This window comes from Amycolatopsis sp. NBC_00438, assembly GCF_036026695.1.
In the GTDB taxonomy this organism is placed as follows: Bacteria; Actinomycetota; Actinomycetes; order Mycobacteriales; family Pseudonocardiaceae; genus Amycolatopsis.
This window is the reverse complement of sequence record NZ_CP107923.1, coordinates 8,174,522-8,196,153: the sequence shown is the minus strand read 5'-3', so window position 1 is coordinate 8,196,153 and position 21,632 is coordinate 8,174,522. Positions and strand designations below refer to the sequence as shown.

21 protein-coding genes are annotated in these 21,632 nt (G+C 70.3%); 18 read left to right on the top strand and 3 right to left on the bottom strand.

Annotated elements, in window-relative coordinates; translation table 11 throughout:
- Window positions 1–267 precede the first annotated feature (267 nt).
- Together OG494_RS37365 and OG494_RS37360 are read left to right on the top strand one after the other, a co-directional pair.
- The gene (locus OG494_RS37365) at window positions 268–2,511 is read left to right on the top strand and encodes a transglycosylase domain-containing protein (protein ID WP_328446847.1); all 2,244 of its coding nucleotides are present in this window, start codon (window positions 268–270) and stop codon (window positions 2,509–2,511) included.
- An 80-nt stretch (window positions 2,512–2,591) separates the two neighbouring features.
- Entirely contained in the window at window positions 2,592–5,066 is a 2,475-nt protein-coding gene (locus OG494_RS37360) for a transglycosylase domain-containing protein (protein ID WP_328446845.1), read from the top strand.
- 70 nt (window positions 5,067–5,136) lie between these two features.
- Here the strand turns inward: OG494_RS37360 and OG494_RS37355 are convergent, their stop codons facing one another.
- Window positions 5,137–6,183, bottom strand: a complete 1,047-nt coding sequence (locus OG494_RS37355) for a Gfo/Idh/MocA family oxidoreductase (protein WP_328446843.1) — start codon at window positions 6,181–6,183, stop codon at window positions 5,137–5,139.
- A gap of 55 nt (window positions 6,184–6,238) precedes the next feature.
- Here OG494_RS37355 and OG494_RS37350 point away from each other — a divergent pair, with 55 nt between their 5' ends.
- Window positions 6,239–7,297: an ROK family transcriptional regulator gene (locus tag OG494_RS37350; RefSeq protein WP_328446841.1), complete on the top strand. Its 1,059-nt coding sequence runs from the start codon at window positions 6,239–6,241 to the stop codon at window positions 7,295–7,297.
- Between the two features lie 48 nt (window positions 7,298–7,345).
- Window positions 7,346–8,905 carry a glycosyltransferase family 87 protein gene (locus OG494_RS37345; RefSeq protein WP_328446839.1) on the top strand — a complete coding sequence of 520 codons (1,560 nt, stop codon included), beginning with the start codon at window positions 7,346–7,348 and terminating at the stop codon, window positions 8,903–8,905.
- A 46-nt stretch (window positions 8,906–8,951) separates the two neighbouring features.
- On the opposite strand, the gene OG494_RS37340 is transcribed toward OG494_RS37345, so the two are convergent.
- Entirely contained in the window at window positions 8,952–9,725 is a 774-nt protein-coding gene (locus tag OG494_RS37340; protein WP_328446837.1) for a deoxyribonuclease IV, read from the bottom strand.
- A 114-nt stretch (window positions 9,726–9,839) separates the two neighbouring features.
- Between OG494_RS37340 and OG494_RS37335 the strand changes: the two genes are divergently transcribed.
- The 12 genes from OG494_RS37335 to dnaB all read left to right on the top strand — a co-directional run bounded on the left by OG494_RS37335 (window position 9,840) and on the right by dnaB (window position 19,715).
- Window positions 9,840–10,664, top strand: coding sequence for a hypothetical protein (locus OG494_RS37335; RefSeq protein WP_328446835.1), 825 nt, complete (start codon window positions 9,840–9,842; stop codon window positions 10,662–10,664).
- Window positions 10,665–10,786: 122 nt separating this feature from the next.
- Entirely contained in the window at window positions 10,787–11,695 is a 909-nt protein-coding gene (locus tag OG494_RS37330; RefSeq protein ID WP_328446833.1) for a hypothetical protein, read from the top strand.
- A gap of 100 nt (window positions 11,696–11,795) precedes the next feature.
- Window positions 11,796–12,707 carry a hypothetical protein gene (locus OG494_RS37325; RefSeq protein ID WP_328446831.1) on the top strand — a complete coding sequence of 304 codons (912 nt, stop codon included), beginning with the start codon at window positions 11,796–11,798 and terminating at the stop codon, window positions 12,705–12,707.
- A 113-nt stretch (window positions 12,708–12,820) separates the two neighbouring features.
- Window positions 12,821–13,156 carry a 30S ribosomal protein S6 gene (gene rpsF, locus OG494_RS37320; RefSeq protein ID WP_328446829.1) on the top strand — a complete coding sequence of 112 codons (336 nt, stop codon included), beginning with the start codon at window positions 12,821–12,823 and terminating at the stop codon, window positions 13,154–13,156.
- 17 nt (window positions 13,157–13,173) lie between these two features.
- Complete coding sequence (locus tag OG494_RS37315) at window positions 13,174–13,695, top strand: single-stranded DNA-binding protein (RefSeq protein ID WP_328446827.1); 522 nt, start codon at window positions 13,174–13,176, stop codon at window positions 13,693–13,695.
- A 41-nt stretch (window positions 13,696–13,736) separates the two neighbouring features.
- Entirely contained in the window at window positions 13,737–13,985 is a 249-nt protein-coding gene (gene rpsR / locus OG494_RS37310) for a 30S ribosomal protein S18 (RefSeq protein ID WP_003098744.1), read from the top strand.
- Between the two features lie 12 nt (window positions 13,986–13,997).
- Window positions 13,998–14,453 carry a 50S ribosomal protein L9 gene (gene rplI, locus OG494_RS37305; RefSeq protein ID WP_328446809.1) on the top strand — a complete coding sequence of 152 codons (456 nt, stop codon included), beginning with the start codon at window positions 13,998–14,000 and terminating at the stop codon, window positions 14,451–14,453.
- Between the two features lie 127 nt (window positions 14,454–14,580).
- Complete coding sequence (locus OG494_RS37300) at window positions 14,581–14,934, top strand: hypothetical protein (RefSeq protein WP_328446807.1); 354 nt, start codon at window positions 14,581–14,583, stop codon at window positions 14,932–14,934.
- Window positions 14,931–15,533, top strand: coding sequence for a DUF3558 domain-containing protein (locus tag OG494_RS37295; RefSeq protein ID WP_328446805.1), 603 nt, complete (start codon window positions 14,931–14,933; stop codon window positions 15,531–15,533). The genes OG494_RS37300 and OG494_RS37295 overlap by 4 nt, the downstream gene beginning before the upstream one ends.
- Window position 15,534: 1 nt before the next feature.
- On the top strand, window positions 15,535–16,923 hold the full coding sequence (locus tag OG494_RS37290) for a hypothetical protein (protein ID WP_328446803.1): 1,389 nt from the start codon (window positions 15,535–15,537) through the stop codon (window positions 16,921–16,923).
- A gap of 88 nt (window positions 16,924–17,011) precedes the next feature.
- The gene (locus OG494_RS37285; RefSeq protein ID WP_328446801.1) at window positions 17,012–17,800 is read left to right on the top strand and encodes an ESX secretion-associated protein EspG; all 789 of its coding nucleotides are present in this window, start codon (window positions 17,012–17,014) and stop codon (window positions 17,798–17,800) included.
- A gap of 508 nt (window positions 17,801–18,308) precedes the next feature.
- Complete coding sequence (gene dnaB, locus OG494_RS37280; protein ID WP_328459140.1) at window positions 18,309–19,715, top strand: replicative DNA helicase; 1,407 nt, start codon at window positions 18,309–18,311, stop codon at window positions 19,713–19,715.
- Window positions 19,716–19,756: 41 nt separating this feature from the next.
- Here dnaB and OG494_RS37275 read toward each other — a convergent pair whose 3' ends face one another.
- Window positions 19,757–20,227, bottom strand: a complete 471-nt coding sequence (locus OG494_RS37275; RefSeq protein ID WP_328446799.1) for a MarR family winged helix-turn-helix transcriptional regulator — start codon at window positions 20,225–20,227, stop codon at window positions 19,757–19,759.
- A gap of 66 nt (window positions 20,228–20,293) precedes the next feature.
- Between OG494_RS37275 and OG494_RS37270 the strand changes: the two genes are divergently transcribed.
- A complete protein-coding gene (locus tag OG494_RS37270; RefSeq protein WP_328446797.1) occupies window positions 20,294–20,674 on the top strand; it encodes a MarR family winged helix-turn-helix transcriptional regulator in 381 nt (126 codons plus the stop codon).
- Between the two features lie 67 nt (window positions 20,675–20,741).
- Window positions 20,742–21,506: a dioxygenase family protein gene (locus OG494_RS37265; RefSeq protein ID WP_328446795.1), complete on the top strand. Its 765-nt coding sequence runs from the start codon at window positions 20,742–20,744 to the stop codon at window positions 21,504–21,506.
- Window positions 21,507–21,632 lie beyond the last annotated feature (126 nt).

Below are 21,632 nucleotides of genomic sequence, written 5' to 3'. Positions count from 1 at the left end.
CGGCCGGGGCGAAGTCCCGGATGTCATCGACTGGAGGACTGCCCCGTGCCCGACGATCGATCCCGCTCCTGGCCCGGCCAGGGTCCTGATCCGCGCCGTCAGGGGCCGTCCGGACCACAGGGACCCCGCGGCCAGGGTCCGCGCCGCCCGCCGACGCCGCCCGGGGGCCGGCCGCAGCAGCAACCCCCGGCGCAGCCACAGCAGCCGTGGCAGCAGCCACGCGGCCACCGGCCCGAACCGCCGCCGCTGAGCGGGGGTCCGGAGCTGATGACGCACCACGCGTACGAAGAGCCGGACGCCTACGACGACCCGGAGCCCGACGGCGACGGCAAACCGGTCCTCACGCCGGAACAGCGCAAGAAGCGGCGCTGGAAGATCATCCGGCGCGTCGGCTACGGCTTCGTCGGGGTGTTCCTCGTGCTCCCCGCGATCGCGTTCGTCATCACGTACTTCCTGGTCGACGTCCCGTCGCCGACGGAGGTCGCGCAGAACCAGAGCCAGGCGGTGTCGTACTTCTACGCCGACAACTCGCCGATGGGCAAGGACGTGCCGCGCGGCGGCAACCGGGTGCTGCTCAGCCCGGACCAGATCCCCGACATCATGAAGCACGCGGCGATCGCGACCGAGGACGACTCGTTCGAGACGAACTCCGGCTTCGACGTCGGCGGCCTGCTGCGCGCGGTGTTCAACAACGCCACCGGCGGTACCGGCGGTGGCTCGACGATTTCGCAGCAGTACATCAAGAAGGCCACCGACAACGACGCCCCGACGTTGACGCGCAAGTGGACCGAGCTGGCCAAGTCCTTCAAGATGAACCAGACGTACGAGAAAAAGGACATCATCACCGCGTACCTGAACATCATCTACTTCGGACGCGGGGCGTACGGAGTGGGCGCGGCTTCGCAGGCCTTCTTCCACAAGGACGCGAAGGACCTGACCTACTCGGAAGCGGCGCTGCTCGCCGGGCTGATCCAGCAGCCGGGCCGGTCGGAGAACGACAAGGTCGCGCACGACCGCTGGAACACCGCGCTCGACCGGATGCTGAAGAACAACTACATCAGCGCGGCCGAGCGCCAGTCGGCGCAGTTCCCGACGCCGATCCCGCTCGAGGACAGCAAGCAGCAGGCCGGCGCGCCGCCGGCGTTCGTCGTGCAGCAGGTGAAGGACGAGCTCGCGGCGCACGACATCCCGGAGGACCGCTACTACTCCGGCGGCTTCCAGGTGCACACGACGATCGACCCGAAGGCGCAGCAGGCCGCGGAACAGGCGGCCACCGAGGCGATGAAGGGCCAGGTCGACGACCAGCTGCTCAACGCGCTCGTCGCGGTCGACCCGAAGACCGGTGGCGTGCTCGCCTACTACGGCGGCAAGCCCATCATCCAGGTCAACGGGCAGGACCAGGCCGGGCGCGACTGGGCGGACACCCCGCAGAACCCCGGTTCGTCGATGAAGGCGTTCGACCTCACGGCGTTCCTCAAGATGGGCAAGGGCCTCGACGCGACGTTCGACGGCTCCAACAACCGCACGTTCGACGGCCGTGTCGTCCGCAACGCCGGCCCGGGTAGCAGCTGCTCGAAGGAGTGCACCGTCTCCGAGGCGATGATGCGCTCGGCGAACACGGTGTTCTACGACATGGTCCTCAACCAGACGAAGCAGGGCCCGGTCAAGCAAGCCGCGCAGGAAGCCGGCGTCACGACCAAGGACGACGGCGGCCAGTCGATCATCTCCACCAAGGACAACAACATCTCCCTCGGCGGCGGGGAAACCCAGATCACGCCGGTGGACATGGCCTCGGCGTACGCGACCTTCGCGGCCAACGGCGAGCAGCGCGCGCGGCACTTCGTGACGAAGGTCGTCAACGCGCAGAACGAAGTCGCGTACGAGGCTTCGGCGGACTCCAAGCCGGCGTTCGACAGCGACTCGGACAAGAGCCGCCAGATCGCCGGGAACGTCACCGAAGCGCTGAAGCCGGTCATCGACTTCTCGCACCTGAAGTGCCCGGCCGGCCACGAGTGCGCCGGCAAGACCGGGACGCAGCAGCACACGAAGACCGCGGGGGAGCCGTCGTGGGCGGCGAACGCGAACTCGCAGACGTGGATGGTCGGTTACACGCCGTCGGTCTCGGTGGCGGCCTGGGTCGGCGGTGACGGCAACAAGCCGCTGCACGGCAAGAACAACTCGCCGATCTACGGCTCGACGATCGCCGGCCCGATGTGGCAGAAGTTCATGTCGCTCTACCTGGCGGGCAAGCCGGGCGAGAAGTTCGACAAGGTGGACCGGATCGGCGGCGAGGTCGCGCCGCCGCCGTCGTCGGACGTGGCGACGACGACCGAATCGACGCCGACGGACGAGAACCCCGACCAGGGCGGCGACCAGGGTGACAACGGCGGGGACAACGGCAACGACAACGGCCACGGCAACCAGTCGTCGACGCAGGAGAGCACGCCGAAGCACACGAAGCCGACGTCGTCGAAGGAGACGCCGACCTCGGGAGCCGACCCGGGCAACTAGTCACGGCTGAACCACGGTGGGCCGCGGTACGTGTGCCCTCCGAGAGGACTGCGTCCGCAGCCCACCGTGGAGGCCGGCCCGTGAACAACGACCGAACCCGCACGTCTTCCGGTCGCGCTCCCGATCCGCGTCGCCGTACCCGGCGACCGGCCGCCCGGCCGCTGCCCCGCGCCGGGCTGCAGGGCAGCGAACCGGAGCTGATCACCCACCACGTGCACAACGGCACCGAGCCGGACGACCCGCCGACGGTGCCGATCCTGGTGCCGCGCCCGGGCCGGCCGCCGCAGCGGCCCCGGCCGAGCACCCAGCAGGACGTGCGGAAACGGCGCTGGCGGCGGATCCGGCGGATCGGGTACGTGGCGGCGGGACTGTTCGTCGTCGTCCCCGCGATCGCGTTCGTGATCACCTACCTGGCCGTCGACGTCCCGTCACCGGAGACCGTCGCGCAGGCGCAGGGCCAGGCCGTGACGTACCTCTACCGCGACGGCACCGAGATGGGCAAGGACACCCCCGCCGGCGGGAACCGGCAGATCCTGGCGGCGAACCAGATCCCGGACGTCGTCAAGAAAGCCGTGATCGCGACCGAGGACGCGTCGTTCGAGACGAACTCGGGCTTCGACGTCGGCGGCATCCTGCGGGCGGCGTACAACCAGGTCACCGGCGGATCCGGTGGCGGTTCGACGATTTCCCAGCAGTACATCAAGAACGCGTCCGGCGACGACGATCCGACGTTGACGCGCAAGTGGACCGAGCTCGCGAAGTCGTTCAAGATGAACCAGACCTACGAGAAGGCGGACATCATCACCGCCTACCTCAACATCATCTACTTCGGCCGCGGCGCGTACGGCATCCAGGCCGCCGCGCAGGCGTACTTCGGCCAGGACGTCGGCCAGCTCGACTATTCGCAGGCCGCGTTGCTGGCCGGGCTGATCCAGCAGCCGGGCCGCTCGGAGAACACCGCGGTCGCCACGGCCCGCTGGACGACGGCGCTGGACCGGATGCTCAAGAACGGTTACCTGACGCCGGCCCAGCGTGCCGGGGCGAAGTTCCCGACCCCGATCCCGCTGGTGGAGAGCAAGCAGGCCGGCGCGCTGAACCCGTTCGTCAAGAAGCAGGTCAAGGCCGAGCTGGCGGCGCAGGGGATCAGCGAGCAGGAGTACTACCGCGGCGGGTTCCAGGTGTTCACCACGATCGACTCGCAGGCGCAGCAGTCGGCCGAGCAGGCCGTGACCGAGGGAATGGCCGAGCAGACCGACAACCAGATCCTCGACGCGCTGGTCGCCGTCGACCCGAAGACCGGCGGGGTGCTCGCCTACTACGGCGGCGATCCGGTGGTGAAGGGCCCGAACGGCGAGGACCAGGCCGGACGCGACTGGGCCGACGAGCCGCACAACCCCGGGTCGTCGATGAAGCCGTTCGACCTGGCGGCGTTCCTCAAGCTCGGCCGCGGCCTCGACGCGCGGTTCGACGGCACCTCACCGCGGACGTTCCCCGGCGTCGACCTGCCGATCCGCAACGCGGGTGACAGCAGCAGCTGTTCCGATCAGTGCACTGTCGCGGAAGCGATGCAGCGGTCCACGAACACGGTGTTCTACGACATGGTGCTGAACGTGACGAAGCCGTCCGGGGTGGCGGAAGCCGCGCAGGAAGCGGGTATCCGGACCTCCGGAAACGGTGGGCGCAGCCAGCTGTTCACCGGCGACAACAACATCTCGATCGGCGGCGGCGGCACCCAGGTGACGCCGGCGGACATGGCGTCGGGCTACGCGACGTTCGCCGCCGGCGGCGTCCAGCGCGACCGCCACTTCGTGCAGAAGGTGACCAACGCGAACGGCGAAACGGCCTACGAGGCCAAGGCTCGAGCGAGCGACGCGTTCGCCGACAACGACGCGGCCCGCAGCGCGCAGATCGCGGGCAACGTGACGGCCGCGCTGGCCCCGGTCATCCAGTTCTCGCGGCTGACCTGCCCGACCGGCCACGAGTGCGCCGGCAAGACCGGCACCCAGCAGCACACCCCGCAGAACGACGAACCGGCGTCGGCCGCCAACGCGAACGCCCAGACGTGGATGGTCGGCTACACACCCTCGGTCTCGGCGGCGGTGTGGGTGGGCAGTGACGGTGACAAGGCGCTGCACGGCCCGGGTGGCGCGCCGATCTTCGGGTCGACGCTCGCCGGCCCGATCTGGGACCGCTTCATGCAGCTGTACCTGCAGGGCAAACCGGCGGAACGCTTCGACCGCGTCGCGGCGATCAGTTCGCCGGTGGACCAGCAGCAGGTCGAGGTCCGGCAACCGCCGCAACAGCAACAGCAGCAACAACAACAGCCGCCGCGCGACCAGCGGAACCAGGCCCAGCCCGGCAACCGGCAGCAGCAGGACCAGCTTCGCCAGTTCCAGCAACGCCTTCAGGAGCTGCAGGACCGGCAGCGCAACCGCAACGGCGGCAACAACAACGGGAACAACAACGGCGTCACCACCGGGACCACCACCACCACCACCACCAACAACGGTGGCAACGACTCCGGCCAGAGCGGCGACCCGAATCCGGGCGGCTGACCACCCGCAGCCGAAAAGAAGGCCGTGACCTCGGAGCTGGGGGACACCGAGGTCACGGCCGGTCTGGGGGTCAGAGCTCGACGACGATCCCTTCGACGCCGGAGCGGTGTGCCGCCTCGATCACCCGCAGCGCCGCGACCGACGACCCGGGATCGACCGGGAACTCGCCTTCGCCGCGCAGGGCGTCGCGCACCTGGGCGTAGAACTGCTCGTAGCGGCCGGTTTCGGTGGGCACGGTCTTGACGTCGTTGCCGACGCCGATCTTCCCCGCGTCCGCCGTCGGTTCCACGCCCCAGCCGTCGTCGCCGGGCCGCATCCCGGTCTTGATCTGGGGTTCCTGGACGTCGAGGCCGTACTTGGTGAACGTCGCCTGGTCGCCGAGCACGCGGAACCGCGGGTTCTGGATGCCGGTGAGCGCGGACGCCCACAGCTGCGAGCGGACACCGTTGGCGTGGTGCAGCGCGACGAAGACGTCGTCGTCGACCTGGACGCCGGCGCGGCGGCGGTCGACCTCCGCGTAGACCCGCGTGACCGGGCCGAACAGCTGCAGCGCCTGGTCGACGATGTGCGCGCCGAGGTCGTAGAGCAGGCCGCCGGCCTCGGTCGGGTCGCCGAACTCGCGCCAGTTGTCCTTCGGCTTCGGCACCCAGCGGTCGTAGCGGGACTCGAAGCGGAAGACGTCGCCGAGGCGGCCGGATTCGAGGACCTTCCGCACGGTGAGGAAGTCGGAGTCGAGCCGGCGGTTCTGGAACACGGTGAGCCCGACGCCGGCCGCCTTCGCCGCGGCGACGACCTGCTCGGCTTCGGCCGCGGTCGGCGCGAACGGCTTGTCGACGACCACCGGTACGCCGGCCTCGATGGCCCGCAGCGCGAGCGGCACGTGCGTGCGGTTCGGCGTGCTGACCACGATCAGGTCGAGTTCGCCCGCGCGCTCGAACAGCGCGTCGGCGTCCGGGACGACCGTCGCGCCGGGGTTGTCGGTGCGCGCTTGAACGGCATTGCTCGAAGTCGTGATGACCGCCGGGGTCAGCCCGGGCGTCGCCGCCACCAGCGGGGCGTGGAAGACGCGTCCCCCGATGCCGTAGCCGAGGATGCCCACCCGCAAGTCGTCCACCATGACGCCCATTAAACAACAGTGTTGCGAAATTGACCAGGCGTGCGAAGATCTGGCCATGGCGGCCACCGGGAGGAACCTGCGCAACGTGCGCGAGCACAACCGCGCCCTCCTCCTGTCGCACATCCTGCGGGCCGGCGGCCTCAGCCGGGTCGAGCTCGCCGAACGCACCGGCCTCACCCAGCAGGCCGTCTCCAAGATCGTGCCCGAGCTCCTCGACGCCGGCCTCCTGGACGAGGAGCGTCAGCCGTCCGTGGGGGTCGGCAAGCCCCGCACGCAGCTGACCGTCCGGTCCGGCGCGCGGCACGCGCTGGGCGCACGCCTCGACCGCGACGAGTACCGCGTGCTGCGGACCAACCTCATCGGCGAGGTCGAAGAGACCGCCGGCGGCCCGCTCCCGGTCGGGTTCACCCCCGAGCAGGCCGTCGAGGCCATCGGCTCGACGGCGCTCGAACTGGCGGACGGCTTCGAAGTGCTCGGCCTCGGCCTGGGCTCGGTCGGCCCGCTGGACCACCTCGCCGGCCTGGTCCGCGACGCGACGAGCATGCCCGGCTGGCACGACGTCCCGCTGCGCGACCTGCTCGAGAAGCGCACCGGGCTGCCCGTGCTGCTGGACAAGGACACCAACGCCGCCGCGTTCGCCCAGCTCTGGCCGCACGGCGAGCCGACGGCGACGGCGGTCGTGCTGGTCGGCACCGGCATCGGCGTCGGCCTGCTGATCGACGGCCGGCTCTACCGCGGCCCGCGCACCAACGCGGGTGAGTTCGGGCACACCACGATCGCCTACGACGGCCCCCGCTGCGCCTGCGGGCGGCGCGGCTGCGTCGAGATCATGGCCAAGCAGGCCCCCGACACGCGGACCGCCGCCGGCTTCCTCGGGATCGGCCTCGCCGACCTCGTCCAGGTGCTCGATCTGGAACGGATCGTGCTGGCCGGACGTGCGGTGCGGGACGAACCGGGCACGTTCCGTGACGCCGTTTCGGAGCGGCTCGAGGAGCTGCTGCCGCTGCCGCACTGGCAGCGCATCGAGGTCGTCGAGGACTCCTTCGGCGAGGAGATCGTCACGCGTGGCGCGGCGGCCGAGGTCCTGGCCTCGTACTACGCGAATCCGGCGTGATCGTCACCTTCACCTCGCCGTCGGGCGATCACCGATAACATCCCGGTCGTGCCAGAGGAGACCACGCGCGAGCCGGACCCCGGCCCCGTGACGCTGAGCAGGGCGGATCGGGTCGTCCCGAGCTGGAACGACCCCCTCGCGGCGGCGGTCACCAGACCCGTCGGCGGCCCGCTGGGCGAGCACGCGGCGGTCGGCAGGCACTGGTTCTGGTCCCCGCAGCGCGTCGGCCTGCTCCTGGCGACGCTGGCCCTGATGCTCTGCTGGTTCGGCAAGGGCTCGTGCATCCAGCAGTACCAGGACTCGAGCGGCGCCACCCAGCTCGACTGGCGCGCGGGCCGCCCGTTCGTCGCGATGTGTTACTCCGACATCGTGCCGCTCTACAGCTCCGAGCGGCTCGACCGGCCGAGCACCTTCCCGTACTACACGTCGTGGAAGGAGAGCTCGCAGACCGCGGAGAACGACACCCGGTACATGGAGTACCCGGTGTTCACCGGGCTCTTCCAGTGGGTGAACGCGAAGCTGGCGGCGGGCTGGCTCAACATCGCCGAGACCGGCTGGCTACCCGGCGCCTTACCGGTGGCGATCTACTTCGACATCACGGCGTTCTTCCTGTCGATGGCCTGGCTGGTCACCGTGTGGGCGACCGGCCGGACGATGAAACGCCGGCCGTGGGACATGGTGCTGGTGGCGGCGTCACCGCTGGTCCTGGTGCACGCCTTCACCAACTTCGACACGATCGCGACCGCGTTCACGGCCACCGGTCTGCTCGCCTGGTCCCGGAAACGGCCGCTGCTCGCCGGGCTCCTGCTCGGCCTGGGCGCGACGGCGAAGCTCTACCCGCTGCTCCTGCTCGGCGTGCTGTTCGTGCTCTGCCTGCGCGCGGGGAAGCTCGGCCCGTTCTGGCGCACCGCGGCGGCCGCCGTCGTGACGTGGGTGGCGGTGAACGCGCCGTTCATCCTCACCGCGACCCGCGGCTGGTGGGAGTTCTTCCGGATGAACACCCTGCGGCCGATGGACCCGGACTCGCTCTACAACGTCTTCTCGTACACGACCGGCTGGGCCGGCTTCGACGGCGTGCTGCAGAAGAACCAGCCGCCGACGTACCTCAACTGGACGATCGCCGTGCTGTTCCTCGCCTGCTGCGCGGGCATCGCGTACGTAGCGCTCGCGGCACCCCGGCGGCCGCGCCTGGGGCAGCTGGCGTTCCTCGTCGTGGCCGCGTTCCTGCTGACGAACAAGGTGTGGAGCCCGCAGTACTCGCTGTGGCTGGTGCCGCTGGCGGTGCTGGCGATCCCGCGCTGGCGGCTGCTGCTCGGCTGGATGCTGATCGACGCGCTGGTCTGGGTGCCGCGGATGTTCTACTACCTCGGCGTCGACCACAAGGGCCTGCCCGAAGGCTTCTTCCTCGGCACGGTCGTGGTCCGCGACCTGGCCGTGGTCGGGCTGTGCGTGCTGGTGATCCGCGAGATCTACCGCCCGGCCACCGACCTGGTCCGGCTCGCCGGCGACGACGACCCGGCCGGCGGCTTCCTCGACGGCGCCCGGGACGTGATCATCCCGAACGCCACCCAGCGCCGCCGCAAAGCCGTCGCCGTCCCGCAGGCGTGAGGGGCACCCTCACGGCTCTTGTCGCCATGAGGGTGCCCCGCACGGCTCAGCTCAGCTGCTCTTTCAGGTAGGCGATGTCGGCGGCCTGGCCGTCGGGCGGCGTCTCGACGACGACCGACGCGCCGGCCGCGCGGGCGACCGCGACCAGCACCTCGGGGTCGATCGTGCCCTCGCCGTCGACGACGTTCGCGTGCCGGTCCCGCGTCGAGCCGAACTCGTCGCGGGAGTTGTTCAGGTGCACCAGGTCGATCCGGCCGGTGATGGCCTTGACCTTCTCGACGGCGGTCGCGAGGTCCCAGCCGGCGGCGTAGGCGTGGCAGGTGTCCAGGCAGAACCCGGCACCGAACTCGCCGACCTTGTCCCACAGCCGGGCGATGACCTCGAGGTCGCGGGTGATCGCGTTCTCGCCGCCGGCGGTGTTCTCGATCAGGATCGGGACCTTGAAGCCGCCCTTCTCTTGCTCGCGCTCGAAGAGCTTGCGCCAGTTGTCGAGACCGGCCTCGATGTCGTCGTTGTCGCCGACGTGCCCGCCGTGCACGATCAGGCCCTTCGCGCCGACCGCGGCGGCCCCGTCCGCGTGCTGCGTGACGTTCTTGCGGGACGGGATCCGGATCTTGTTGTTCAGGGACGCCACGTTGATGAGGTAGGGCGAGTGGATGAACACCTCGACCGGGTCGGCCAGGATGGCCTCGCCGTGGGGGTGCGGTTTCGGGGCTTTCCAGCCCTGCGGGTCGGAGAGGAAGAACTGGACGACGTCGGCTTTGCGGTCGGCGACCGCGGTCAACGGGTCGTCGTCACGGACATGGGCGCCAATCAGCATGCCGAGCACGCTACTCCCGGATGAACTTCGGGCTGCGGACCCGGATGGTGACGCTCGTGGAGTACCGTGAGCGCGTTCCGTGATCCAGATTGGTCCGACTGCCGGAGGGCATCGATGGGGAAGCACGTCGCCCGGATCACCGCACTGGGGTTCACCCTCGCCGCTTCCGCCGCCCTCGCGGCACCGGGCGTGGCGAGCGCGGACACCAGCCCGACCCTCGGCGGCGACTGCGCGGCCACGCTCCAGAACAGCCAGGCCCGCGGCGGGTCGAACGGCCTGCTCCTGGACGCCGGCGCGCCCCTCAACTCCCCGGACCGGCTGACCGTCGGCCTCGACTCGAGCGCGAAGAACACGAACGGCTCGACGCCCCTGCTGAACCTCCCCGTCGGCGACACCGTGCGGGCGCTGGGCCTCGGTGACGTGCCGGTGGTCGGCGACGCCGCCGCGAAGGCCGTCTGCCCCGTCGCGCAGGGCGCTGTCAACGCTGTCGGAAACACGACACAGGGCATCCTGCAAGAAGCCGGCGCGCCGCCGCTGCCCTTGCCGCCCGGCACACCCCCGGCGCCGCCCCAGCAGCCGACGCCACCCGGGCAGACGCCGCCTCCCGGACAGCCGACGCCACCCGGGCAGACCTCGCCCGGCGACAGCCTCGGCCCGGTGCTCACCGGCGCCGGTGGCGCGGGCCTGCCGGGTGACGCGATCTCGGGCGTCTTCACCAACGCCGCGCTGCTGCCCGGCAGCCTGGTGCAGGTGCCGGTGATCACCCAGATCATCCCGGGCGCGCAGGTCCCGACGGTCGACGAGCAGAAGTCCGGCACCGCGGAGGCGCTGCCCGGCGTCACGCCGCCGGCGAAACTGCCGATGCTGCTCGCGGTGCTGGCCCTCGCGATCGTCGCGGCGGCCCTCGTCCGGGCCTGGATCCGCCGCCGCCCCGCCTGAGATTCACCCACCGTGACGCCCGCTTCCACTCGAATGCCGGACATTCCTGAGCGAGCGGGCGTTACCCGTCTGCCTTAACGTCGTTGTCCTGGGCAGAGGGCACGAGACAAGGGGCGGCGAGCATGGCGAACCGGGCACGCAGAGCAACGGCGGTCGGTGCGACGGCGTTCGTCCTCGCGGGTTCGGCCGTCCTGGGCCTGCCCGGGACCGCGTCCGCGGCCGAGACGAAAACGGCTCCCTGCGGTGGCAGCGTGACGGCGAAGCCCGGCGACACGGTCCAGGGCACGACCCCGCTCCTCGGCATCCCGCTCAACCTCGGCATCGTCACCCAGGGCACCCAGGTGCTGACCGGGACGATCAACTCGATCCTCGGCACGCTCTGCAAGGTGACCGTGACCGTGGTGAACACCGTCGTGTCGCCGGTCCCGGTGATCGGCGCGCCCGCCGCGAGCGCCGTCAACCAGGGCGTCGAAGGTTTGACCAGCGGCACCCAGCAGGGCCTGACCGCGCTGTCCGGCGGCGGCAAGCAGCAGTCGCCCGCGCCCGGTTCGGGTGGCAACCAGCAGCAGAACCCGCCGGCCCAGGGCAACCCCGGTGGCGCGCCGCAGGGCGGGACCCCGCAGGGCACCACCCCGATCCCGGACGCCAACAGCCCGCTTCTGCCCGGCTTCGCGACCAGCCCGGTGTTCGGCGGCTTCCCGTTCTCCATCGGCACCGGCTACGCGCCGATGCGCGACTACAGCGGCATCCCGTTCGCGACGGCCGGGCTGTTCACGCCGTCGCCGGCGATCCGGTACGGCAGCCAGATCCCGGGTTACGCCCCGCAGTACGGCCTCACCGGTCCGAACGACGCGGCGGCCGGCAACTCCGGAATCCAGACGGCCGGGCAGGCCGAAGCGCTACCGTCCGCACAGGACGGTTTCACGAACGGGTCGAATCTGCCCCTGCTGATCGCGGTTTTGACACTCTCCGGAGTCAGCGCGGGTCTGGTCCGCACCTGGGTACTCCGCCGGATGGCCGCTGCGAATTGAGCCGACTGCCGAGTATCTTTCACGTACCCCCGTCGTTGATCCTGGTACACCTGGTGTTGCTGTTGCCCAGGACGACGCCCCGATAGACCTCCGGAGGTCAGTGCTCGTGCGGAAGATCCCCACCTGGCAGACGACCCGCCGCGCACTGACCGTCACCGCAGTCGCCGCCTTCGTCACCGGGGGCGCCTTCCTGTCCGCGGGCACCGCCTCGGCCGGCCAGCAGGTTGTGAGCAACAGCTGCACGGGCACGGTCTCCGGGCAGATGGGCGACCAGGTCGCGATCGACGGCGCTTCGGTGAAGACCTTGGTCACGAACGGCGCGAACAACGCGGGAACGCTGGCGGTCGGCAGCTGGGCCGGCGACTCGATCGCCAAGAACCACGCCATCCTGGTGGGACAGGTGCCGAACACAGCCGGCGGCGAGGCGAGCGGGGCCGCGATCGGCAAGGCCGTGCGCGCCGCCCTGTCGGCCTCCGGCACGTGGGGTCTCGGCTTGGACTGGAACAAGACGCTGAACAGCGTCGAGAGCACGGTCGCCAAGAGCTGCAACCTCACCCTGCTCGCCGCCAACTACGTCGCACCGAGCACCCCGGGCGGCCAGCCCGGTGCCGGCGGGACCGGTGCGCAGCAGGGCGGCGGCACCGCGACCGCCCCCGGCGGCTCGACCGGCAACCTCTCCAACCTGAACCCGGGCACCGCGGGCGGCAGCGGCGGGACCGCGCCGATGCGCGACTACGGCGGCATCCCCACCGCGACCGCGGGTACCGCCGTCGCCCCGGGGGTGCGTTACCCGGCGAACGGCACGCTCCCCGGTGACGCCTCCGCGCCCCAGGCCGGGACCGGTGACCAGACCGGCCAGGGCGCCGACATCCGCGACGCGGGCAACGCGCAGTCGCTGTCCTCGCCCCTCGGCTCGAACGACGTCCAGCTGCCGATGCTGCTCGCGGTGATCGTGCTCGCCGGCGTCACGGCGGGCCTCGTGCGGACCTGGGTCCTGCGCCGGGCCGCCTGAGGCCCAGCCCACCCCGCTGTCCGGGCCTCCCGGCCCCGCCAGGTAGCCTTACCTGGACAAACCCTCCTGCTACGGACAGTCCGTGGCCGCGAGCCCATAGGAGGTGAGTGGTTGTGTCACGCCATTACGAGGTAATGGTCATCCTGGACCCCACGCTCGACGAGCGCACTGTCGCTCCGACGCTGGACACCTTCCTCAACGTGATCCGCACTTCGGGCGGAAGCGTCGAGAAGGTCGACGTCTGGGGCCGGCGCCGGCTTTCGTACGAGATCAAGAAGCACGCCGAGGGCATCTACGCCCTGCTGGACCTGAACTCGTCCTCGGACGCGGTGAAGGAGCTGGACCGCCAGCTGTCGCTTCAGGAGACCGTGCTCCGCACCAAGGTCATGCGTCGCGAGATCAAGCGCGCCGCCGCGGCCAAGCCGCCCGTCGCCGCCGCCAAGGCCTGAGCCGAAGGGTATTCCCGATGGCTGGAGACACCGTCATCACGGTGATCGGCAACCTGACGTCCGACCCGGAACTGCGTTTCACCCCGTCCGGTGCGGCGGTCGCGAACTTCACCGTCGCGTCCACGCCCCGCACGCTCGACAAGCAGTCGGGCGAGTGGAAGGACGGCGAGGCGCTGTTCCTGCGCTGCAACATCTGGCGGCAGGCGGCGGAAAACGTCGCCGAGTCGCTGACGCGCGGCGCTCGCGTCGTCGTCCAGGGCCGGCTGAAGCAGCGGTCGTTCGAGACGAAGGAAGGCGAGAAGCGCACCGTCGTCGAGCTCGAGGTCGACGAGATCGGCCCCTCGCTGCGCTACGCCACGGCGAAGGTCAACAAGGTCAGCCGCGGTGGCGGCGGCGGTGGTGACTTCGGCGGCGGCGGTGGCGGTGGCGGCGGAAACCGCGGTGGCGGCGGTATGCCGGCCGACGACCCGTGGGGCTCCGCCCCGGCCGCGAGCAGCGGTGGCGGCGGCGGCGGCTTCTCCGACGAGCCTCCCTTCTGATCTCGTACACATCCACAAGAGTTGAATTCCAGGAGTAACCAGTGGCCAAGCCACCCATTCGCAAGCCCAAGAAGAAGGTCTGCGTGTTCTGCAAGGCCGAGAAAAAGGGCCGTCCGGAACTGATCGACTACAAGGACACCAACCTGCTGCGGAAGTACATCTCCGACCGCGGCAAGATCCGTGCCCGTCGCGTCACCGGCAACTGCAGCCAGCACCAGCGTGACATCGCCATCGCGGTCAAGAACTCCCGCGAAATGGCGCTGCTGCCCTACACCTCGACCGCGCGCTAAGGAGGCCCGGAGATGGCGAAGATCATCCTCACCACCGACGTGGCCAACCTCGGCGGCCCCGGCGACATCGTCGAGGTCAAGGACGGTTACGCGCGCAACTACCTGCTCCCGCGGGGCTACGCGATCGCGGCGTCCAAGGGCGCGGAGAAGAACGTGCGCACCATCCAGCGCGCGCAGGAGAGCCGTCGCATCCGCGACCTCGACCACGCCAAGGAGATCAAGGCGACGCTGGAGGGCCTCGGCGCCATCCAGCTCACCGGCAAGGCGGCCGAGGGCTCGAAGAAGCTCTTCGGCTCGATCACCTCGGGCGAGATCGTGGACGCGATCAAGGCGGCCGGTGGCCCGCTGCTCGACAAGCGCGTCATCGAGCTGCGTGACCACATCAAGACGGTCGGCAAGCACTCGGTCGGCGCCCGGCTGCACCCCGACGTCAAGGTCGAGGTCCGGCTCGAGGTCAAGGCCAAGTAGCCCGTTCCACCGTCGTGAAGGCGGGTCGCCCCTGGTGGGCGGCCCGCCTTCACGCGTTTCGGGGGAACCCCGGACACCACGGCCACGTCGTAGGAGAATGGGCGGGGACGCGAAGGGGTGGATCCGGATGGGTAACGAGGTCAACATGTCCGCGCCGGCCGGCGGCGGCGGGTTCACGTTCGACGCCGACAAGATCGACGGCGTCATCAAGCAGTGGCAGGACCTCCAGGCCGACCTGAAGCGCGACTACGACGACGCCAACCTGATGGCGAACGTCAAGGCGCCCGGCAAGGAGTTCGCCAGCGGTGACTGGGAGAAGCTCGCGAACCCGTCCGGCAAGGCGTTCCTCGAGCAGAACAAGAAGATGCAGGACTACGTCAAGAACTACATCGAGGCGCTGACGGCCGCGAAGAAGAAGATCACCACCAAGGAGTCGGACACCCAGGCCGACCTCTCGAAGACGGGGAACCAGGCCACGTGAACCGACGACTCCTCGCCGTCCCGGCCCTGGCCTTCGCCGTGCTCGCCGTCGCCGGCTGCTCCAGCCGCACCGGGGGCACCGCCAACCCCGCGCCGACCGCCGATTCGAGCGGCAGCGAGACGTCCCGGTCCGCCGCCGACTCCGCGCCGCGGGTGCCGAACGCGCTGAACGCCGCGAACATCACCTCGGACGCCTGCACGACGATCGACGCGACCGGCCGTTCCAAGCTGAGCCTCGGCGACGGCACCCCGCGCACCACGGCGAACGGCCCGAGCTGCACGTTCCAGGAGTCCGCCGACCCGGGCAACCAGATCGACGTGACCACGGTGACGGCGAACAAGAACGGCCTCCAGGACGTCTACGACACCAAGGCGAACGACGCCTACTTCGAAGAGACGCAGGCCTACGGGTACCCCGCCGTCTACGCCGCCGCGGTGGACGACCGCAAGGACGGCAAGTGCGGCGTCTTCATCGGGGTGACCGACGAGCTGGCCGTCAACATCCTGGTGCAGTACGACAACGGCGCCGGCGCGTCGGACCCGTGCTCGGTGGCGCAGAAGTTCGGCGAGTCGATGATCCAGACCTTGATGGGGGGCTGAGATGCTGGAACTGGTCCTGCTCGGCGGGTTCGCCGCGTACAACATGGCGACCACGCACTCGGACGACCACGATTCGGTGCAGGGTGATCGCAAGATCGACTGCTACGACATCTGGAACCAGATCACCACCGGTCCCGGCACGGGCTCGATCTCGAACGGGCAGGCGGCGGCGAGCCGGCTGAAGGGCGCCTACCAGGACCGGCTCACCACGATCGACGGCCTGGCCAAGGACATGGACGCGGCCTGGACCGGCGGCGGCTCCGAGGCGGCGCAGAACGCGGGCGCGCACCCGCTGCGGGTGTGGATGGAGGACTCGGGCACCAAGCTGACCGACTCCGACAAGTACCTCGGCGAGCAGAACAACGCCTTCACCACGGTGCACGCCCAGGTGCAGGAGGTCCCGAAGGACCCGCCGAAGAACAACCTGCTCAACGCGGTGACGCCGTGGACCACCGACACGGACCGGGCGATCCGCGACTACAACACCAAGGGCCAGGCCAACGTCGACGCCTTCAACACCTACTACAAGGCGAGCAACGACAACGGCCAGAAGATGCCGACGTACTCCGCGCTGCAGGGGCAGCAGGAGAACGTCAACGTCGACCAGGGCAAAGACGGCAAGAAGAAGGACGACAAGAACGGCAACGGCAACGGGAACGGCGGCGGCGAGCCGGGCGGCGGTCCCGGTGGCGGTCCGGGCGGCGTGAACATGCCGGGGCCCGGCAGCGTGCCGTCCTTCGGCGGCGGCCCCGGCGGCGGTCCCGGCGGCAGCTTCGACCCGTCGAAGGTGCCGGGCGGGAGCTACGACCCCTCCAAGGTGCCGAGCTTCGACCCGTCGCAGGTCCCCGGCGGCGGCAACTACGACCCGTCGAAGGTGCCGACCGGCAACTACACCCCGCCGAACTTCACCTCCGACGGCACGCACTCGTCGGGCTTCTCGCCTTCGGACGTGCCCGGCATGCCGGGGTTCGGGCCGGGCAGCACGCCGAACTTCTCCGTTCCGGGAGGCGGCGGCGCCGGCGGCTTCGGCCCCGGCGGTTCCAGTGGCCTGGGCGGGATCGGCGACCCGACGGCGGGATTCGGGCCGGGCGGCAGCGGGGGTTTCGGGCCCGGCGGCTCGACCGGCGCGTCGATGCCCGGCGGCGCGGGCGCGTCCGGCGCCGGCCGCGGCGGCATGGGTGCCGGAGCCGGCGGCGCGATGGGCGCGGGCGGCGCGGCGGCCGGGCGGGGCGGCTCCACCGGGATGGGTGGCATGGGCGGCATGGGCCACGGCGCGAAGGGCCAGGGCGGCGGCGACGAGGAACGCACGTCGAAGTACCTGCTCGGCGACGACCCGAACGACATCTTCGGCACCGACGAACTGACCGCGCCGCCGGTCATCGGCGAGTAACACACGCGGGACCACCGGGCGCGTGCCAAGATGGGCGCGCCCGGTTTTTCCGGGTTCATCAAGCTGATCTTCACTAGGGGGAAGAGCGGTGCTGGACAGGCAGGTCACCCTTTCGACCGGCACCGTGATCAACCTGATCCGGCGCCGCGGCGGGGAGCCGCACACGGTGCTGGCCGAGGCGCCGACCTGGTACAGCGACGAGGCCCAGCGCGCCGAGGACGAGCGCGTCAACGCCGAGCTCACCAAGGCGGGTCTGTTCGGCCCGCGCGGCATGCACCCGGGGTTCGTCGCGACGATCGAAGCCGTCGCGCAACCGCAGCTGGAGTACTACGGCTGGGTGGACGGCGGGTTCCAGGGCAAGCCGGTCAGCTACCGGCTGCTCGCCGGCAGCGCCGGCGGCGAGGCGTTCGTGCTGGCCAAGCACGAGCAGCTCGACGTCGTCGTGCTGGAGTCGACCCGGCCCGGCGAGGTGCTCGACGACTTCCTCGGCCAGATCCCGAAGCTCGCGCCGGGCCGCGGGACCCCGCTCGCGGTGCCGAAGAGCCGGCTCGAGGGCTCCGGACGCCGGGACGACGACGGCTTCGCGCTGATGCGCAACGACCGGCCTGCCGACGGCTCGCAGGAGGCCGACGAGCTCCGGCGGATCCTCGCGCTACGCCGAATGGGCAGCGGCAGCCTGTACGTCGCGGCCCGCAGCCGCACCGGATCGTGGCAGCGCATCGAACGTCCGGTGAACTACATCGATACCTCGGAAGGCCGCTGGCTGACCGAGGAGATTCCGGGGCGTGGGGAGAACCGGATCGCCTTCACCCCGGCCGACCAGCGCGTTCTCGCTGATCGGTTACGCAGCGCACAGGGCCGGCTCACCGCGGCGTGACACGACGGCCGTTCAGCCCACCGGGTTACGCCTCTACCGTCCGTAGTTTTCATCCACAGGCCCTGGGGTTCAATGGACCCGGACTGGTCCACGACACGCCGAACGACGGGTTTCACACGACACGCCGCACGAGTTTTGCGGAAGTTCTCCACACCTTACTCACAGGGCGTGACCTGCGGATTCGTGGAAGCCGATCACCTTTGTCCCCAACTTGTCCACAGCTCTCGCGGCACCTGTGACTGGTTACCCCCATTCATCCACAGGTTGTCCACAGATGGGTCCCCACCCTGAATTGCTTTCGGCCTTCCGGGGGACATAGCGTCCCCGCCGAGCCTGTACTCACGGTGGCGCCCCGCGTGTCTGCGGGAGCCGCGCGACGTTGTCGCCGATCATCGGAGGACACGGCGGAAGAGGACTTGGTGGCGCGGCTCGCGCCACGTGCTTCGAGAGCGAAGATCCGGCATAATCGAACGGGTGTTCGCATGATGACGAGGAGGTGTCCGTAGCGGTGGCGCTGACCGACGACCGCGGCCCGATGTATGCGGAGAACGACCCGGGTCCGAGCGACCCCGGCTCCGGGGGCGGGTTCGACCGCCAGCCGCCGCAGGACATCACGGCCGAGCAGTCCGTGCTCGGCGGCATGCTGCTGTCCAAGGACGCGGTCGCCGACGTCATCGAGGCGCTCGGCCCCGACGACTTCTACCGCCCGGCACACCAGGCCATCTACGACTGCATCCTCGACCTCTACGGCCGCGGCGAGCCCGCCGACCCGATCACCATCTCCGCCGAGCTCGAACGCCGGGGCGAGCTGGGCCGCATCGGCGGCGCGCCGTACCTGCACACGCTGATCGCGACGGTGCCGACGGCGGCGAACGCCGGCTTCTACGCGGAGATCGTCGCGGAGAAGGCGGTGCTGCGCCGGCTGGTCGAGGCGGGCACCCGGATCGTGCAGTACGGCTACGGCGCGGCGGCCGCGGACGGCGCGAACATCGACGAGGTCGTCGACCGCGCCCAGGCGGCGATCTACGACGTCACCGAGCGCCGGACCAGCGAGGACTACGTCGCGCTGGAAGAACTGCTGCAGCCGACGATGGACGAGATCGACGCGATCGCGTCCCGTGGCGGGCAGTCCCGGGGCATCCCGACCGGCTTCACCGACTTCGACGAGCTGACGAACGGCCTGCACCCGGGCCAGATGATCATCGTCGCCGCCCGTCCCGGTGTCGGCAAGTCGACACTGGGGCTGGACTTCGCGCGTTCGGCGTCCATCCGGCACGGCCTGACCAGCGTCATCTTCTCGCTGGAAATGAGCCGGACCGAGATCGTCATGCGCATGCTCTCGGCCGAGGCGAAGATCCGGCTCGCCGACATGCGCGGTGGCAAGATGTCCGACGACGACTGGACACGCCTGGCCCGCCGGATGAGCGAGGTCTCCGAAGCACCGCTGTTCGTCGACGACTCGCCGAACATGACGATGATGGAGATCCGCGCGAAGGCCCGCCGGCTCAAGCAGCGGCACGATCTCAAGCTCGTGGTCCTCGACTACCTGCAGCTGATGACGTCCGGCAAGCGCGTCGAGTCGCGGCAGCAGGAAGTCTCGGAGTTCTCCCGGCAGATGAAGCTGCTGGCGAAGGAGATCGAGGTCCCGGTGATCGCGATCAGCCAGCTGAACCGTGGTCCCGAGCAGCGGACGGACAAGCGCCCAATGCTGTCCGACCTGCGTGAGTCCGGCTCCCTGGAGCAGGACGCCGACCTCGTCATCCTGGTCAACCGCCCGGACGCCTGGGAGCGCGACGACCCCCGCGCCGGAGAGGCGGACCTGATCATCGCGAAGCACCGTGCCGGCCCGACCGCGACGATCGTCGTCGCGCACCAGCTGCACTACAGCCGGTTCGTCGACCTGTCCCACGACTAAGCGCTGCCGGAGCAAGTCACGCCCGCGGTCTTCGCGCAGGCTTACTCCGGCAGCGCCCGGCGGCCGAGTTCGCCGTACCCGCGCACGAACGCCGCCAGCAGGCGGCCGAAGTTCTCCCGGTCGTCGGCCGGCCAGTCCGCCATGACCTCGGCGAACACCGCGCGGCGGAAGGTGTGCAGCTCGTCGAGGTGGGCCTGACCGGCCTCGGTCGGCACGAGCACCGCACGCCGTCCGTCGTGCTGGTCCGCTTCGCGCCGGAGCAGTCCCTGCTCGACCGCGCGCGCGACCAGCCGGCTCGCGCGCGGCTGGTCGACGCCCATCGCCGCGCTCAGCGCCGTCACCGTGCCGGCTTCGCCGCGTTCGGCGAGCTCTTCGACGACGTCGAGCAGCTCGTGCACCGGGTCGTGGCCGCCGCGGCCGCGCTCCTTGGCGATCCGGCTCAGCGCGCGCCGCTGCTGGCTGCGGCGGATCGCGATCATCGCGCGCTCGACCTCGGCCACCGCGTCCGTCATGGTTGCTCCACTCCCCAGCTGCATGTACTTTTACATGTAGTTGTTCTACAACATTCAGGAGTATCCATGAAACCCCTCGGCTGGTGGCTTCGCCACGTCCACGAGCTGCTCGAATCTTCCATGGCCCGGGCCCTCGAACCGGAGTCGCTGACCCGCCGGCAGTGGCAGGTGCTCAATACGATCGCTCTCGGCGCCCGCACGCCGGCGGAGATCGACGTCGCGCTGGCGCCGTTCGGCTCGACGTCCGCGCAGCTCGCCGAGCTGCGCAAGCGTGGCTGGGTCGCCGAAACCGGCGAGCTCACCGGCGAAGGCCGCGCAGCGCACGCCCGGGCCGAAGCGCGCGTCGAAGAGTTCCGGACGTCGGTGACCGACGGCGTCAGCGACGACGACTACCGCACGACGATCCGCACCCTCGAGCGGTGCGCGGCGAACCTCGAACCAGCCTGAGGAATAACCGGGGCCGAGGCGACGTCAGGTACTCTAGTAGTTGAACTTTCAAGCACTGGAGCCGTCGATGACCCGCACCCCGGTCCTCTACCTCAGCCACGGTGCGCCGCCGCTCGCCGACGACGCCACCTGGACCCGTCAGCTCGCCGCCTGGTCCGCCGGCCTGCCGGAACCCCGCGCGATCCTGGTCGTGTCGGCGCACTGGGAAGAAGCGCCGCTGACCCTCTCGGCCACGACGACCGTGCCGCTGGTCTACGACTTCGGGGGGTTCCCGGACCGCTACTACCAGGTGAAGTACGAATCGCCCGGCGCGCCGGAGCTCGCGGCGAAGGTGAAGAAGCTGCTTCGCACGCCTGAGACGCCGGTCCACGACGCGCACGACCGCGGCCTCGACCACGGCGCCTACGTGCCGCTCGTCGAGATGTACCCGGACGCCGACATCCCGGTGCTGCAGGTCTCGATGCCCTCGCTCGACCCGCGGGAACTCTACGAACTCGGCCGCAAGCTCGCGCCGCTGCGCGACGAGGGCGTCCTGATCATCGGCAGCGGTTTCTTCACGCACAACCTGAGCGGCATGGCCCGCGCCACCGACGGGACGCCGCCGGCGTGGTCGGCCGAGTTCGACCACTGGGGTGAAGAGGTCCTGCGCAGCGGCGACGTCGACACGCTGCTCGACTTCCGGCACAAGGCGCCGGCGGCAACGCTCGCGCACCCGCGGATCGAGCACTTCGCGCCGCTGTTCGTCTCACTCGGCGCCAGCTCCGGCGAAGGCCGCACGGTGATCGACGGTTTCTGGCACGGACTGGCGAAGCGCTCTCTCCAGTTCTCCTGACCTGGGACGCGAACGAGCCCCAGGAGCCGGCGCTGGCTCCTGGGGCTCGTCGTCTCCAGGGAGGGAGAGTCTATTCAGTTACAACGGGGCTTCGCCCCGGGCCGGGGGCTCCGCCACCCGGAGCCC